Annotated in this window: 16 protein-coding genes; 1 reads left to right on the top strand and 15 read right to left on the bottom strand. The window is 51.8% G+C overall.

Annotated features, from left to right (window positions below):
- Positions 1-30 precede the first annotated feature (30 nt).
- Genes epmC through prmB form a run of 5 tightly spaced genes read right to left on the bottom strand, consistent with a single transcriptional unit; the run spans position 31 to position 4268 of the window.
- Positions 31-579 carry an elongation factor P hydroxylase gene (epmC, locus tag ACJHXA_RS09935; protein ID WP_001089235.1) on the bottom strand — a complete coding sequence of 183 codons (549 nt, stop codon included), beginning with the start codon at positions 577-579 and terminating at the stop codon, positions 31-33.
- Entirely contained in the window at positions 579-1388 is an 810-nt protein-coding gene (locus tag ACJHXA_RS09930) for a sulfite exporter TauE/SafE family protein (protein WP_000447359.1), read from the bottom strand. The genes epmC and ACJHXA_RS09930 overlap by 1 nt, the downstream gene beginning before the upstream one ends.
- Positions 1388-2212, bottom strand: a complete 825-nt coding sequence (gene mepA, locus ACJHXA_RS09925; RefSeq protein WP_001043821.1) for a penicillin-insensitive murein endopeptidase — start codon at positions 2210-2212, stop codon at positions 1388-1390. Before mepA ends, ACJHXA_RS09930 begins: the two co-directional genes overlap by 1 nt.
- Before the next feature lie 3 nt (positions 2213-2215).
- On the bottom strand, positions 2216-3301 hold the full coding sequence (gene aroC / locus ACJHXA_RS09920; RefSeq protein WP_000918470.1) for a chorismate synthase: 1086 nt from the start codon (positions 3299-3301) through the stop codon (positions 2216-2218).
- Between the two features lie 34 nt (positions 3302-3335).
- Positions 3336-4268: a 50S ribosomal protein L3 N(5)-glutamine methyltransferase gene (gene prmB / locus ACJHXA_RS09915; protein WP_001295704.1), complete on the bottom strand. Its 933-nt coding sequence runs from the start codon at positions 4266-4268 to the stop codon at positions 3336-3338.
- Between the two features lie 165 nt (positions 4269-4433).
- On the opposite strand from prmB, the gene smrB reads away from it, so the two are divergent.
- Positions 4434-4985, top strand: a complete 552-nt coding sequence (gene smrB, locus ACJHXA_RS09910) for an endonuclease SmrB (RefSeq protein WP_000730816.1) — start codon at positions 4434-4436, stop codon at positions 4983-4985.
- A 72-nt stretch (positions 4986-5057) separates the two neighbouring features.
- Here the strand turns inward: smrB and ACJHXA_RS09905 are convergent, their stop codons facing one another.
- The 10 genes from ACJHXA_RS09905 to fadI all read right to left on the bottom strand — a co-directional run bounded on the left by ACJHXA_RS09905 (position 5058) and on the right by fadI (position 16333).
- Positions 5058-5909, bottom strand: coding sequence for a StfH/YfcO family fimbrial adhesin (locus tag ACJHXA_RS09905; protein WP_001315753.1), 852 nt, complete (start codon positions 5907-5909; stop codon positions 5058-5060).
- Position 5910: 1 nt separating this feature from the next.
- Positions 5911-6450 carry a fimbrial protein gene (locus tag ACJHXA_RS09900; protein WP_000844750.1) on the bottom strand — a complete coding sequence of 180 codons (540 nt, stop codon included), beginning with the start codon at positions 6448-6450 and terminating at the stop codon, positions 5911-5913.
- Positions 6447-6935, bottom strand: coding sequence for a fimbrial protein (locus ACJHXA_RS09895; protein WP_000714139.1), 489 nt, complete (start codon positions 6933-6935; stop codon positions 6447-6449). Before ACJHXA_RS09895 ends, ACJHXA_RS09900 begins: the two co-directional genes overlap by 4 nt.
- Positions 6932-7441 (bottom strand): fimbrial protein, encoded by a 510-nt coding sequence (locus ACJHXA_RS09890; protein ID WP_000018471.1) that lies wholly within the window; start codon positions 7439-7441, stop codon positions 6932-6934. Before ACJHXA_RS09890 ends, ACJHXA_RS09895 begins: the two co-directional genes overlap by 4 nt.
- 15 nt (positions 7442-7456) lie before the next feature.
- Positions 7457-8209, bottom strand: a complete 753-nt coding sequence (locus ACJHXA_RS09885) for a fimbria/pilus periplasmic chaperone (protein WP_000482748.1) — start codon at positions 8207-8209, stop codon at positions 7457-7459.
- 19 nt (positions 8210-8228) lie between these two features.
- Complete coding sequence (gene yfcU, locus ACJHXA_RS09880; RefSeq protein ID WP_001315754.1) at positions 8229-10871, bottom strand: fimbrial usher protein YfcU; 2643 nt, start codon at positions 10869-10871, stop codon at positions 8229-8231.
- Between the two features lie 81 nt (positions 10872-10952).
- Positions 10953-11516: a fimbrial protein gene (locus tag ACJHXA_RS09875; RefSeq protein ID WP_000033328.1), complete on the bottom strand. Its 564-nt coding sequence runs from the start codon at positions 11514-11516 to the stop codon at positions 10953-10955.
- Between the two features lie 674 nt (positions 11517-12190).
- Positions 12191-12676 (bottom strand): phosphohistidine phosphatase SixA, encoded by a 486-nt coding sequence (gene sixA, locus ACJHXA_RS09870; protein WP_001195819.1) that lies wholly within the window; start codon positions 12674-12676, stop codon positions 12191-12193.
- A 202-nt stretch (positions 12677-12878) separates the two neighbouring features.
- Positions 12879-15023, bottom strand: a complete 2145-nt coding sequence (fadJ, locus tag ACJHXA_RS09865) for a fatty acid oxidation complex subunit alpha FadJ (RefSeq protein WP_000426154.1) — start codon at positions 15021-15023, stop codon at positions 12879-12881.
- Positions 15023-16333, bottom strand: coding sequence for an acetyl-CoA C-acyltransferase FadI (fadI, locus tag ACJHXA_RS09860; RefSeq protein WP_000531990.1), 1311 nt, complete (start codon positions 16331-16333; stop codon positions 15023-15025). The genes fadJ and fadI overlap by 1 nt, the downstream gene beginning before the upstream one ends.
- Between the last annotated feature and the right edge of the window lie 146 nt (positions 16334-16479).

Below are 16479 nucleotides of genomic sequence, written 5' to 3'. Positions count from 1 at the left end.
CTTTCCTCATTGTAAAACGTGGCGCTGGCTTTAGTTGAGCGCTTCCGGCCACGGGAACTGTTCCGCCGTAAGTTCCGGCGTGTGATAATAATTTTGTAGTGCTTTAATGAAGCGTGCCGGGCGTTCAGGAATGCCGTTTGCTAGGTAATCCATCACCTGCGCATGTACCCGCCGTTGAAACACCACACGATCCGGTTCGAAGTCGCCTTCCAGATTGTCGCAACTGACGTTAAACGGATATCCCGCCGCCACACAGAACAACCAGTCGAGTGCCTGCGGCTTCACTTCAACATCTTCAAACTGGCTTTGCGTTTGGGCATCACGCCCATCCGGGCAATACCAGTAGCCGAAATCAACCAGCTCACGGCGCGCTTTCCCGGCAATACACCAGTGCGAAATCTCATGAATTGCGCTGGCATAAAAGCCATGAGCAAAGACGATTCGGTTATACGGTACTTCCGCATCAGCAGGAAGATAGATCGGTTCGTCGTCGCCTTTAATCAGACGGGTATTAAATTCATCGGCAAAGCAGCTATTAAAAATTTCAATCAACTGCTCATAGTGGTGTGTACTGTTCATTAGTTCATCCCCAACCAGTGGAGGATCTCCTGTCCGTGGCTATCAAAAAGTAATTTGGCACTCATCACCGCTGAGACAATAACAATCATCGGGCGGATCAGCTTTTGTCCTTTGCTCAACACCAGTCGTGAACCCATGCGCGCGCCGAGGAACTGCCCCACCAGCATGACAAAGCCCGTCGCCCAAATCACTTTGCCACCGAGAATAAACAGCAGTAAACCGCCGATGTTTGACGTTGCGTTGAGTAATTTGGCGTGCGCCGTGGCTTTGGCGAGGTTGAATCCGCACAGCGTAACAAAGGCCAGTGCGTAAAACGATCCGGCTGCCGGACCAAAGAATCCGTCATAAAAACCGACGCAGCCACCGGCAATTAACGCGAAGGGTAAACCGTACATCCGACGCTGGCGATCTTCTTCACCCAGCTTTGGCATCAGCAAGAAATAGAGGCCGATACAAATTACCAGAATGGGCAAAATCTGCCGTAAGACATCAGCCTGAACGTATTGCACCAGCAGTGCGCCGCTCATTGAGCCGACAAAGGTCATGGCGATATTGAGTTTCTGATCGCTTAAACTAACCACTTTGCGGCGAATAAAGTAGATAGTGGCGGAAATAGAGCCGCCGCAGGCTTGCAGTTTATTGGTTGCCAGCGCGTTAGCGGGAGACATTCCCGCAGCCATCAATGCCGGAATGGTGAGTAACCCACCGCCACCGGCAATCGAGTCGATAAATCCCGCCAGCATGGCGACAAAAAAGAGAACTCCCAGCAACAGCGGGGAAACCATAAACAGGCTATTAAACGTTTCCATTAGATCACGTGCTCATCCAGTAGCGCCTGGCAGGAAGGCGGCAACGGAGGCGGTGTCTTCTTCTCAGGCTTTGTTGTTCCCGGTTTTGGAGGTTCAAACCAGCTTTGCAGTTCTGCCCCGCAACCATCGCCTGGTGGCGGTAAAGGTTGATCTTCACACTCCAGACTATCGGCAGGACAACGTAATCGTACATGCATATGCGCGCGATGCTGGAACCAGGGTCGCACTTTGCGCAACCAGTCGCGATCGGTGCCCGCATCAAGGCAAAGTTGTTGTTTAATCGCCGGATTAACAAAAATGCGCGTGACGTCTTTGTCCTGGGCGGCGAGTTTGATCAAGCTGAAAATTTCTGGCTTCCACAGCGTGGAGACAACGTGTTTACCGTCGCGGGAAACTAAGTCCAGTGCTTGCGGGCGCAAGAGCTGCGCGGAGGTCCAGCGAGTTTTCGGCAGTTGCAGAAAGATATCGACATCCAGTCCGGTCTGGTGGCTGGCATGACCGCCGTTGAAACGCCCACCAGCAGGCATCCCCATATCGCCAATCAGCACCGTACCCATGCCCAGATTGCTCACCTGGCTACTCAGACGCTGGATAAACATCACCAGGTCCGGGTGACCGAAATAGCGACGCTGATCGGTACGCATGACCTGATAATGTTCGGACTGTATCGGCAGCGTGTCAGCGCCGACGATACAGCCATTAGAAAAACTGCCTATCGATTGTGCGCTACCCGGCACAGGTTGGGTTATTTTTTGCCACGGCGTCGCTGCCAGGCTAGCGCTACTGGCAAGCAGAGCCAGCAGCGCAATCGCGGTTTTGTTCATTTTTTACCAGCGTGGAATATCAGTCTTCACATCGGCATTTTGCGCCCGCTGCCGTAGCAGGTGATCCATTAAAACGATCGCCAGCATCGCTTCAGCGATCGGCACCGCGCGGATCCCGACACAGGGATCGTGACGGCCTTTGGTGATCATCTCAACTTCTTCGCCAAAGCGGTTAATAGTGCGCCCCGGCACGGTAATGCTGGAGGTCGGTTTCAGCGCCATATGGGCAATGATTTGCTGCCCGCTGCTGATACCGCCGAGAATGCCGCCCGCATGGTTGCTCTGGAAACCGTCTTTGGTGATTTCGTCGCGGTTCTGGCTGCCGCGCAGCGCCACTACGTCAAAACCGTCGCCAATTTCCACGCCTTTCACCGCGTTGATGCTCATCAGCGCATGGGCGATGTCGGCATCCAGGCGGTCAAAGACCGGCTCGCCAAGTCCGGCGGGGACACCACTGGCAACAACGGTGACTTTCGCGCCGATGGAGTCGCCCTCTTTTTTCAGCGCGCGCATCAGTTCATCTAACGCGTCGATTTTGTCCGGGTCCGGGCAGAAGAACGGATTTTGTTCAACCAGCGACCAGTCTTTGATTTCCAGCGGAATGTCTCCCATCTGGGTCAGGCAGCCGCGGATTTCAATACCAAATTTCTCGGCGAGATATTTTTTGGCAATCGCCCCTGCCGCCACGCGCATGGCGGTTTCGCGGGCGGAAGAACGTCCACCGCCGCGATAATCGCGCAGACCGTATTTTTGTTCGTAGGTGTAATCGGCATGGCCTGGACGGAAAACGTCCTTAATCGCACTATAATCCTGAGAACGCTGGTCGGTATTTTCGATCAACAAGCCAATGCTGGTGCCGGTAGTAACGCCTTCAAAAACACCGGAGAGAATTTTGACCTGATCCGGCTCGCGGCGCTGGGTGGTATAGCGCGATGTCCCAGGGCGACGACGGTCGAGGTCATGTTGCAGGTCCGCTTCCGTCAGCGGAATGCCTGGCGGAACACCATCGACGATGCAGCCGAGCGCCAGCCCGTGCGATTCGCCGAAGGTGGTTACGCGAAAGAGTTGTCCAATTGTGTTTCCAGCCATCACGGCTCCGTTATTGTTGTGTTTGCGTGTTTACTTAATCTTTATAAATCGCGAAATATTCACGGGCCGCCAGCAGCTGCTCTTTGGTGAGCATAAACACACCATCGCCGCCGTTATCAAACTCCAGCCAGGTGAACGGAACATCCGGATATTGTTCCATAAGATGTACCATGCTGTTGCCGACTTCACAAATCAGCACACCATCATCAGCAAGGTAATCTGCCGCGTTACCGAGAATGCGACGCGTCAGTTTCAGGCCGTCGGTGCCAGATGCCAGGCCCAGTTCCGGCTCGTGGCGGTATTCATTTGGCAGGTCGGACATATCTTCCGCATCGACATACGGCGGGTTAGTGACAATCAGATCGTACTGCACTTTCGGCAAGTCGCGGAACAGATCGGAACGAATCGGAATGACGTTGTGGATCAGACCGTGTTCTTCGATGTTCTGTTCGGCAACCGCCAGCGCGTCGGGAGAGATATCTACCGCGTCGACTTCCGCTTCCGGGAAGGCATAAGCACAGGCAATGGCGATGCAGCCACTACCGGTACACATATCTAAAATATGCTGCGGTTGCTTGCTGATAAGTCCGGCAAATTTATTGTTGATCAGTTCACCAATCGGCGAGCGCGGCACCAGCACGCGTTCATCGACGTAAAATTCATGGCCACAGAACCAGGCTTTGTTGGTCAGGTAGGCCACCGGAATGCGCTCGTTGACGCGGCGAATCACGCGCTCAACAATACGGTGTTTTTCGCTGGAGGTCAGACGCGCGGTGCGCATGTCTTCCGGGATATCCAACGGCAGGTAGAGCGAAGGCAACACCAGTTGCACGGCTTCATCCCACGGGTTGTCAGTGCCGTGGCCGTACCAGATATTCGCCGCGCTGAAGCGGCTCACCGACCAGCGCAACATGTCCTGAATGGTTTGCAGCTCATTTACTGCTTCATCAACGAAAATTTTATCCACGTATTCCTCCAGGGCATGATCGCAATAATTTCGGCGGCTAGTTTGCCATGAAGATGACGATAAATCAGCATTCACGCGCGGTGAGTGAGGAAAAATACGTTTAAAACGATCGATTGCGCTACGAGTCGGGTAAACTGTAGGAAAATTAGAAATAGAGACAGATAAATGAAAAAGAAAACAACACTTAGCGAGGAGGACCAGGCTCTGTTTCGCCAGTTGATGGCGGGGACTCGCAAGATTAAGCAGGACACGATTGTCCACCGACCGCAGCGTAAAAAAGTCAGCGAAGTGCCGGTGAAGCGGTTGATTCAGGAGCAGGCTGATGCCAGCCATTATTTCTCCGATGAGTTTCAGCCGTTACTGAATACCGAAGGTCCGGTCAAATATGTTCGCCCGGATGTCAGCCATTTTGAGGCGAAGAAACTGCGCCGTGGCGATTATTCGCCGGAGTTGTTTTTGGATTTGCACGGTCTGACGCAGCTGCAGGCCAAGCAGGAACTGGGCGCGTTGATTGCCGCCTGTCGCCGCGAACATGTGTTTTGTGCCTGCGTGATGCATGGGCACGGGAAGCATATTTTGAAGCAACAAACACCGCTGTGGCTGGCACAACATCCGCATGTGATGGCATTTCACCAGGCACCGAAAGAGTACGGCGGTGATGCGGCTTTGTTGGTGTTGATTGAAGTGGAAGAGTGGTTGCCGCCGGAGTTGCCCTGAGGAGTTGAGCGTGTTGTGCCAGGAGCGCGGAATGGCAGGGGCGAATGACCCTGCCAGGTGAGAAAAGGTGCGCTAATACATATTCAGTATGTAAGTGAATCGGCAGGTAGAATCTATGGGCTGTCGAGATGTCGTGTCCACGCGTAGCTTCATATCATGCAGTTGCCTGGACGTGATCGGTTGCGGCTCTGGCGTCACCGTCACTTTGGCATTATCACAGCCGGAAGTCGAGAAGGTCATCTGCTGTGCGACAAAACGGCAGTAGGCTCCACGCTCGTCAAAATTACTGCCATCACACAGTTTGCCGTTTTCCATCAGGAAAGTGGGCAGTGTTTGCTCAATAACACCACCTGTTGACTGCAACCTGACGACTTTGTTATGTACAACATAATTTTCATTCCAGGAAACATCATACGGTGCCAGGGACTCTGTCGGGCAGTCAGAGCTAACTTTTGTTGGTCCTATAAAAATTCCGGCCCCGAAACGCTGATCCATAGTACTGGCGCTTTCAACATAAGACGACACAATCCAGGGACAACCGTGTAAATCTCCATCGTAATAAACGCCAAGTACTAATTCATTACATGACCAGGCCGTTACTGGAGAGAGAGCATCATACTCTTCTAATCCGGGGCAGGTAGAATCCGGTAAGGTTGTATTATTGCGCTCCATCCTGAGTTCAGGGCCGGGAGGACTCCCGGTCCAACTAACTAAAGGCAAACTTGCTGCCGCAGTTGAATTAGATTCATACGTGCCATATTCAACTGATTGAGGGGTCAGGACTGAAAGATGAAAACGATACTTTGCAACAACGCTGGTCGTCCCCGCGGGTACATAGAGTGTGGCGATCTTTGTCGCAGCCTGTATCCCAGAAGCGCACAGAGCCAGCACCAATAAACATATAACATGACGTATTTTATGCATTTTATATATACTCAAACGTAGCTGTCAGGCTGGCGGTGAAATCACCGATGGTTACATCACGACCGCTTTTCGCCTGGATCCAGGCCCGGAAATTAATATCATTGTTGCCGTTGGTAAGCGCAAAAGTCGCCCCGGTGGTGTTGTTAATATCCACCCGCTTGCCGTCGAGCGTTTCCATCCCTATCCCCACGCCCTGCGCGGTGGAGGTGTCATCGACTGCCAGAAAACCCGGCTGACCGCTGTCTTCCGTTCCGGTGAGGGTGACTTTGACGTTGTATCCCGCCGGCCCTTTGCAGTCTTTCAGCTTAAACACAACCGGCAGATGCGCGGACTGCCCGGCGACCATCAAATCCCGGTTGCTGACGGTGGGAAAATGAATTTCCGCCAGATTGGCACCATCCACCACCAGCGTGCAGGATTTACTCAGCAGGTTGCCGTAAAAATGCAGGTTGTTATCGACTGCCCGTGCCCCCGTGCTGGCGGTCAGCAGCAGGCCTGCTAACAGCGCATAACCGGGTGAATAAATGTGTGCTGTTTTCATTGGTAATCCACCCGTAAGGTTGCGTAAGCAGAAAAATTCGTGTCCGTCAGCACCGCATCAGCCGCTTTGACCGGTACCGCCTCCAGCTTTGGCTTCTGGCTAAAATCGGTGGCGTTAATGGAAAGCGGCTCGTTGAGCTTAAAACGCTGACCGTCATGCTGAAGCTCAATTCCGAAGCCCGGTACATCCGTCTCAATAGCAGAGTCGTTGTAGGAGGTGGCAGTCCCCGTCCAGGAGAGTGTCATATTCCACTCGGGATCGCGGACATCCGAGTCGCAGCTCAGTTCGTAGTCCACTTTCTGACGACCATAATTGCCATCAATGCTGTCGATAATAAGATCGCGAAATTGCACTTCGATGGTTTGCCCGCCGCTGATGCTACAGGCGGGCGGCGACATCAGCGTACCGTGGAATGTGATGTCATCTTCCGCCGCCAGCACAGCCCCGCAACCAGCGCACAGTAAAAGGAGCAGGAATTTTTTCATTGGTAATCCACCACCATGGTCATCGTGGCGTTAAACTCCGACGGCGTCAGTTGCACCCCGCTCTGTTTTACCGGCACCGCTTTCAGCTGAGGCTGAGTGTTGACATTAAAAGGCGTCCAGTTATTTTCACCAACTGCAAACAGGGAGTTGTCGGCGGCGTTTTCTATCCGCACCCCCAGGCCGGCGATATCCGTGCTGAGAACCGTTTCTCCGTTGATCACGGCGGTATTGCCTTTGAGCTGCATCCGTAAGTCATCGCTGACTTTATTACCGCAGTTGAGGGTGTATTTCGCATCCTGTTGGTAATTGGTACCATCGATCCTGTTGATTATCACATTGCCAAATTTCACAGCGCTTCCCTTCACGGAGCAAGGCGGCGGTCCATCGACCAGGATTCGCAGCGTCAGATCCACCTGTTTGATATCACTGCCAGCAACAGCCAAACCGCTGATGCCCCATCCGGCCAGCACCAGCAACCCTGCGCCCGCTACAAACTTGTGACTCATAAGTCCCTCCCGGCATCAGCCTTTGCGGCTCTGCTCTTCATCCACCTGGCAGCTGTTGCCGGTGCATATGAAGTACAGCGGCATCCGCGCGCCGTAGTCGTTGATGTAAGTCAGCACCGGCACGCTGTCCATCTTCGCATTCAGCGGTGCGGAGGTTTTCGGCTCCATCATCAGCGGTGTGAATCCCGCCGGCGGGTTGCCGCCTTTTTTAGCGCTGGCGTTGCTGATGATCACGTAGTACGGCGTCGGGTTATTGACGGTGAAGTCCTGGCCGTTACGGATGAGCGTCACCTTATGCTGCCACGGACTTTTCATGCTGGTGTTCTCCAGCGCCTTCGGTCGCCAGAACAGTTTGATACGCGTCTGCAGCGCAATCTGCAGTGTGTTCGGTTTATTTGATTTCGGCGGAATTTCGCGCACGTTGAAATAGAACACGCTCTCGCGGTCGGCCGGCAGTTTGTTGATATCCGGCAGCCCCTGCACCTTCACCTGGCCGTTCATCATCGCATCGATGCGCTGCACTGGCGGAAGCACCGCAAGCGGCGAGCTGATTTTGTTGCCCTTTGCATCCTCTATCCAGCTCTGCGCCAGATAAGGCAGTGTGGGATCGTTGTTGCGCAGCGTGACGCTGATGGACTTGTCGCTTTCGTTAAACACCAGCCGTGTCCTGTCGGGCGTCACCGAAGCGTGGCTGGAGAAACTGACCGCTGTCGCCAGCAGCGCCAGTGCCGGGACAACGATTTTTGCAGTGTTAGTCAGATTAAACATGGATCATTCCTTAATCACGTTACTGGTTTACTGAAATTGAAGTCGGAGGTTCCGTTGGCGTCACCCGCTGTGTCTGTTCCTGAATCGCCGGTTTGACCGCCGGCGAAGTGATAGGTGCTACATTGCCTTTATGCTGGCATGGCAGTAACAAGCCGTTAAACAGATCGGCAGGCAGCGGGTCCGGCAGGTTGATATCGCAATGCGCAACACCACTCCAGAACACACTCATGTGTTCGCCAGGTTTCACCCCAGCCAGATAAACATTGCCGTCATCATCGACAAGGCCCACTGTCTGCTCGTTATCATTTTTTACTTCTGCGCCAAACGGAGGATGGCTGCCGTCGCTCAGGCGCAGCACCGCCATCGCTTTTTGTCCGCTAATGACAGCAAATTTACGGTAGCCAATGGCACCTTCAGTTAGCGTGGCTTGCACCACCGACTGGGTTGCTTCAGCGTTTTCAGGCAATCTGTTGAGGTCGATATACGCCTGATTGCGGTAATAGTTATTGACGTCAGAAACGACGGCTTTACCAAACATATTGGTATAAACAGCAGCCCCGTTACCTTCCACCGGAACATCGGCAACGCCATCGGCATCAATCAACAAGCGTGTCCCGCCCATATTCTGGGTACGGTGAAGTGCGCCACCGTGGGCAGTAAGCGTTGCGCCGCCCTGTAACGACAGGCCCGCAGAGGTGTATTGCCCTTCATGGTAGTTCGCACTGAGGTCAACCTGCGCCAGCGAACCATCATGGCTGTAATAGCCGTCAACGCTGGTGTGTTTGTCACTGGTGCCGACGTTCAACTGATAGTGAGTCGCGTCATCGACACGGCTGAAATAACCGACCTGACTGCTGTCCGTCCCACTGCCATAGTTACCGTTATAGCTAACGGTACTGTTGTCGCCCCACGGCATACTGAGCGAAATGTACATGCCTTTGTCGGCCTGGTTGTCATACTCGTAACGGTAGCCAGTCATCGAGATGCTGACATTACGAATACTGCCCATATTGAAATAGTGCGAGAGCATGATGTTGTAGTTTGTCTGCTCCTCGCGATCCCAGTAGGTATGGCGGGTATAGTTGAGATAAACCGAAACACCCGCATCGCGGAAGTTCTGGTTATAAGTGGCGGTGTACATCTCTTTGTCGTTGCCCGTGCGTACCATTCCGCTGTCACTGGCATCCAGATACTCGCTCATGGTCATAAAGTTCTCTTCCGAGAAGCGATATCCAGCAAAAGTAACGCGGCTGTTGAGCTGGTCAAAGTCTTTGGAATAACTCACACGGAAGGAGTTACCGTCCAGCGAACCTTTGCCATAAGCGGTGTCTTTATCCAGTTTGGTGTGCGAGTGAGTAACATCAAACGCGACCGCGCCGAATGTAGACAAATCGCGACCGACGCCAAGCGCCGCAGACTGATAGTTTTCATCTCCCAGTGCGCCGCCATATAACGACCAGCCGTTAGCGATCCCCCAGGAAGCTTCAGCACCAGAAAAAAATTCACCCTCGACATGGTGTCCCCACTCTTGCGGACGGCCCATCATGATCTTATAGCGAACCTGACCTGGGCGAGTGAGGTATGGCATCGAGGCGGTGCTGATGTCATATTCCTGCACCTGGCCGTTCTGTTCTTCAATGCGAATATGCAACGTACCGGAGACAGAATCACCAAGATCCTGAATACGAAACGGTCCAGCCGGAACCTGCGTTTCGTAAATCACACGCCCCATCTGGCTGACGGTCACTTTTGCTGTGGTGTGTGCCACGCCGGAAATGTCTGGCGCGTAGCCGCGCAGATTGGGAGGCAACATTTGATCGTCAGTACTGACACTGCCACCAACATAGTTAAAACCATCAAAAATATCGGATCTGAGGTAATCCTCGCCCAGCGCCAGTTTGGCTTTTAATGATGGTAACGCCCGCCAGGCATAGTAGCGACTCCACTCCCATTTTTTTTGAGTTTCATCGCCGCTGAATTCATCGTCATCATTACTGCGAGTATGTTGATAGTTAGTCTGCCAGTCAGCACGCATACGCCACGGCCCCAGGTTAACCCCGACCGTCCCGTTGCCGCTGATCTCGTTACTATCATCACCGCCATTTTCTTCGTGCCGGGTTTGTGCGTTGATGCTGTAGTCCGCGACGATCCCGGAGATGCCGTCATCCCAACGTGAAGGCGGATCCCAGTCGGGGTAAGTATATTCGAGGTAAGCCTGTGGCAGTGAAATGACTAATGCGGACTGGCTTAAATCAGCCTTAATTTCCATGCCTTCCAGTTGACCGGATTTCAGGCATTTAGCATCGTGGCTCCATTGCAGATTTTTCGCCACGTCTTCTTTTAAACCAAACTGCGCTACCAGTTCCGGTGTCAGACAAGCATAGCTTTTGCTCGCGTCATCTTCACCAGCATACCAGTAAATATCGTACTCTTCCGCCAATGGCTGTTTATTTAGTTGAACCTGTAAATTGTATTTTCCGGGCTCAACATATCCCTGGCTGGAAAAACGCTTCAGATCAATTTTTGTGTCGCCTTTTAATTCCAGAAAACGGGAATCAAACTGAATGTCGTCTTCAGCCCAGACACTGCTATAACTCCCTGACATTGCCAGCGCAATGCACCACGGAAGAATCCGTAATCGAAAAAGAGAATGGTCAGGCATACACGTTTCTATCCGTTTTTATTCTTGTTCGGTCAAAATCCATTTAAATCCCCCATAGCAGTGTCGCTATGGGGGTATGCCTTACAGGTAAGTAATCTGGAAGGTGGTATTTGCTTCGAAATTACCCAGATCTGGCGCATCAGCTGCGCCGACCAGCCAGGCTTTAAAGTTCAGTGTCTGCTTCGCTTTGCCTTTATTGGTAGAAGTGTCTTTCACTATTTTCTGGTCAATACCCATGCCGCTTTTGTAAGAGGTACCCAGAGAGTCACCGATCGCCAGGCTAACATTGTTAAATGCCGCACCGGTATCGGTATTGAAAATGGTGTAATAATTGCCGCTATTTGCAGAAGAAACGGTACCAGTAAAGGTAGTGGTCATTGTTTCCTGAGTATCAAATACGCAATCTTGCAGACGAATCTGGAAACTTTTCGGCGTGGTGGTGCCGTTATTTTTCAGTTTTTCGGCACCGATATCACCCATATCAACTTCCAGTTTGTGATCGTCCGGAACGATAGAACACACTGAGTCTTCAATGGTGCCGTAAAAACGTGCAGTACCGTTGTTACCCGCAGCGATTGTTGCCGTAGAGGTGAACACGCCCATCACCATTGCCGCAGCAATAGCTGTTTTAACAAACTTACTCATTATTTGTCCTTAAACTATAAATAATTAAAAATATAAACATTGCAATACATTGATTCAGTCAATAGCCAATGTTTATACCCAGCCATTGAATACGGCATGCGATCCAAAAAGAACAGGTCGTAGAAAATTGTATTCGTTGGTGTGGGGCCGCATAGTGATGTTTCCACACCCCTGATGCAATTTAATTTTACTAAAGAGTAAATGTAGATTTAATTAATATATTGACAGAAGAAAGGTTATCTTAAGGACATCCTTAAAAAATACGGAATAAGTATTTAGAAAAAATAGAAAGTATATCAATAATGAATATCAACAGCTTAAAAAACAAACAATGAACATATAATGCGATTGGCATTTATCCACTTTTGACAATATAATATATAAACACTATAGCCAGAATTTAATCAAGTTTCAATTACATCCTGCCTGATTATTCAACTCTATTATCTGTATTAATAAATGACAATGAGTGTCAAACAGACATTATTCATTTCAACATGTAACTTTGGGCAAAATCAAGATACGCGCAGAAGAATAATTTCCGAATGAATGTAGAAAGTGTTTTATTTATAGATAAGGAGAGTCTTCGATAGTAGTGAGGTTGACAGATATCCGCTGCCTGATGAGCAATTATGCCCAATGAATCTACCTCATTGGGCATAATTTGGAACACATCAGATAGCTTTTGCCATCTTCAGATTACACGGGCTCATCTGCCAGTTGAATGTACCGTTTCCGCTTTCATCAAGCGTTACGCTGGCAATGGCCGAGGTGGTAAACATAGGCGGCGTTTCGCCCGGACATAACTCGGCAACCAGATACCCGACTAACGGTAAGTGAGAGATCACCAGTACCGAAGCAACACCTTCATTGGTCAACGCCTGCAAATAGGCACTGACCAGACCAACATCGCCGCAGGGCGTTAACTCCGGCAGAACTTCTGCACTGGAAGGCAGGTTCAGACAATCCCCTACTTCTTCCAGTGTTTGCTCGGCTCGCAGGAACGGGCTCACCAGAACGCGTTCGATTTCCACTTTTTGACCTTTCAGCCAGTTCGCCATCAGGCGAGATTCGTCACAACCATTAGTGGTCAGAGGACGAACGGAATCACTGGCGGCATCGAGGGCTGCGTCGCCGTGACGCATGATAAAAACTTGCATATTGCACCGCTTTTGTTAACCAGATTCGCCCGTTTTCTTTCATCTGAAACCAGAGAAAGAAAACGGTGGCCGGCATTGTGCCTTATCCATTCACCGAATGAAACGCTGTTTTTTACCTCAATGGCGTAAGTATAGTCAATATGCGTTTACATTTTGACCAACACTCCGCCATTCAGCGCGGATTCATATAGCTTTGACCTTCTTATTGCAGGTCAGTTGCAGTTGTTTTCCAAAAACTTTCCCCACGCGCGCCCATCTCGACCAAACGCTCGCAAGGGGTAAAACGGGAACCATACTGCGTGGCAAGTCGTTGCATTATTGCAACCACTTCGCCCGCGCCGAGAGAATCGATATAGCGGAACGGTCCACCGAGAAATGGCGGAAAACCAATGCCAAATACCGCACCAATATCCCCGTCACGCACGCTACGGATAACCTGCTCATCAACACAACGTACTGCTTCATTCAGCATCAACATCACACACCGTTCAGCAACCTGCGGTGCGGAGAGTCGCCCCTGCCCTTGTGCGCCAATGAGCGGGTAAATGGCGGGATCGACCTGTTTTTTGCTTTTACGCCCTTTCTGACCATAAAGATAGAAACCCCGACCATTTTTTCTGCCTTTGCGATCGTCGTTCAAAATTGAAGAAACAACATTTGCAGGCGCGCTAAAACGTTCTCCATAAGCGGCTTCCAGTACAGGAATAATTTTAGTCCCGGTGTCGATTCCTACCTCATCCAAAAGTTGGATTGGACCTACCGGAAAACCAAATTTCACTAACGCGGCATCAATGTGCTCTACCCGTTCACCTTCGGTCAGCATGCGGATAGCTTCATTAATGTAAGGCGCTAAGATGCGATTGACGTAAAACCCGGCTTTGTCACGCACGACAATGGGCGTTTTGCCCTGTTTTTTCGCCAGTTTTACCGTAGTGGCGATGGTTTGCGCTGATGTACCCGCATGAGGAATAATCTCCACCAGCGGCATTTTTTCCACCGGACTGAAGAAATGCAGGCCGATAACTTGCTCAGGTCGCGTGGCGTGAGCGGCGATATCACCAATCGGTAAAGATGACGTATTCGAAGCAAAGATGGTATGAGCGGCGCTATTTTGCTCAACTTCCGCCACCATCTGTTGTTTCAATTCGAGATTTTCAAACACCGCTTCAATAATCAGATCGCGATGGGCAAAGCCGCGATAGTCCGTCGTTCCGGAGATTAATGCCAGCTGTTTGTCACGTTCGCTGGCTTTGAGATGACGACGGCGAACTTTGCCCTCCAGCTGATCCCAACTGTACTTCAGCGCATGATTTATGCCCTGCGGGTTGATATCTTTAATTCTGACCGGAAGCCCCGCTTTACAAGCAGTGACATAAGCAATACCGCCGCCCATCAAGCCACCACCTAAAATTCCCACGCTGTTTAATGGCGCAGGCGGTGCATCACTACCGGGATCTTTCTTCACGTCCGTACTGGCAAAAAAGATACTACGCAGCGCCTGCGATTGTGGCGTCATCGCCAGTTCGCCAAACGCCCGAGCTTCGGCGTCATAACCGCTGCTGGTGCCCTGCGCTAATCCCGTTTCAACAACCTCCAGGATGCGTTCTGTCGCCGGATAATTGCCTTGAGTTTTGTGTTCTGTTTTCTTGCCGACCATTTTGAACAGCAGCGCACGACCTAACGGCCCCGCCAGAATACGCTCGCGTACAGGTAGAGGGCGGGAAGATGGGCGATCCTTCTTCGCCAGCTCAACAGCGGCTTCCAGCAAAATGGAGTGCGGAACAACGTCATCCACCAGCCCCAGCTTTAATGCCTGTTTCGCCCGAAGTTGTTTTCCGGTGAGAATCATCTCTAATGCTGTACTGACGCCTATCAGACGCGGTAAACGCTGGGTGCCGCCTGAACCGGGTAACAATCCAAGTTGTACTTCAGGCAAACCGAGCACCGTTTTAGGATCGTCAGTACAAACGCGACCGTGGCACGCCAGCGCCAGCTCCAGCCCACCGCCCAGGCAAGCGCCATGAATAGCCGCGATAACCGGAATGGGCAAAGCATGAATCTCCGCCATCAACTGTTGGCCCTGCCGCGCCAGTGCTTCCGCTTCTTGCGCCGTTTTGCAGTTGCCGATCATGTTGATGTCTGCGCCAGCAATGAAGTTGTCCGGTTTAGCGGAGACAAACACCACGCCTCGCAACTCTTTGTTTTCACGGAGTTGCTTAATAATGGCGCGCACCTGCGAGGCAAACTCCGCCTTCAGGGTATTCATTTTCTCACCCGGTACGTCGATGGTGATAACGGCAATGTTGTCCAGACGAACATTAAGGGTAAACGCTGATGTCATTTCCATTATTCCGCCTCCAGAACCATTGCCGCGCCAAGCCCACCGGCAGCACAGGCGGTAACTAAACCAAATCCACCGCCGCGACGGTGAAGTTCATGCAATGTCTGGGTAATCATCCGCGCGCCGGTCGCCGCGAAGGGATGCCCGTAAGCAATCGAACCGCCAAGCACGTTAAATTTGCTATCGTCCACTTCGCCAGTGGCATGTGCACGCCCCAGTACTTCACGAGCAAAACGTTCGCTGCCCAGCAACTGAATATTCGCCAGTGTCTGAGCGGCAAAGGCTTCGTGCATATCGATCAATGTCAGATCGCTCATCGTCAAACCGGCACGCTCCAGCGCCAGCGGTGTTGACCAGGCCGGACCGAGCAACATGTCCTGCCAGACATCAATCGCAGTAAATGCGTAGCTGCGCAGATACCCCAGCGGCACCAGCCCTAATTCTTTCGCTCGGGATTCAGTCATCAGGATCACCGCTGCCGCGCCATCGGTCAGCGGCGTACTGTTTGCCGCCGTTACCGTTCCGTGTTTACGATCAAACGCCGGACGCAGCTTTGCGTAATCGGCAAGCGAGGAATTACCGCGAATATTGTTGTCTTCGACAAGCGGTTGTTTATAAGGAGGGATAAAGGCAGTCATCACCTCTTCTTTGAGTTTTCCGTCTGACCATGCCTGAGCGGCACGCTGATGCGAACGGTGCGCTAATGCATCTTGCTGTTCTCGGGTGATGCCGTAGGTTTTCGCCATTTGTTCGGCGGTGTCGCCCATCCGCAAGCCAGTAGAATATTCTGCTACCGCAGGCGGTACGGGCATTAAGTCGCGCAAACGCAGGCGAGAGAAGAGTTTCAGGCGCTGGCTCATGGTTCGAGCTTTGTTGACATCAACCAGCACGCGCGCCAGTTTTTTACTGACGCCAATTGGCAATACGGAAGAGGAATCTGCCCCACCGGCAATCCCCGCTCGGATAGTTCCCGCCATCAGGCTTTCTGCGACGTTTGCAACCGCCTGGAAACTGGTAGCGCAAGCGCGGCTGACGCTGTAAGCATCGGTATGCACATTCATTCCGGTACCGAGAACAATTTCACGCGCAATGTTGGGGGCTTCAGGCATTTGTACGACCTGACCAAAGACCAGCTGTTCAATCACTTCAGCGGGGATCTCGCTGCGTGCCAGCAGTTCGCCTACCACCATCTTCCCTAAATCAACCGCGGGAATGCCATGAAAAGCCGTCCCCTGGCGGGCAAAAGGCGTACGTAAACCGCTAACAATGGCGATACGATCGCCCTGGCGGGTAACCAGCGGTAAAACCTGACCCATAACACTCCCCTGTAAAAAAATAAATAAAGTGGTCTGACCTGATCATAGTCTTAACCATTTTTTTACATTTAGCCAAGCGGAGAAAAAAGAAAGTGGGAGCTATGACACAGTGAAGACAGGAGAAAGAAAAGAAAACGCCCCTGCCA

Source organism: Escherichia sp. WS33, from assembly GCF_046486385.1.
Lineage (GTDB): Bacteria > Pseudomonadota > Gammaproteobacteria > Enterobacterales > Enterobacteriaceae > ECMA0423.
Note: the sequence above shows the minus strand (reverse complement) of the source record. Positions and strands in the feature narration are given on the sequence as shown.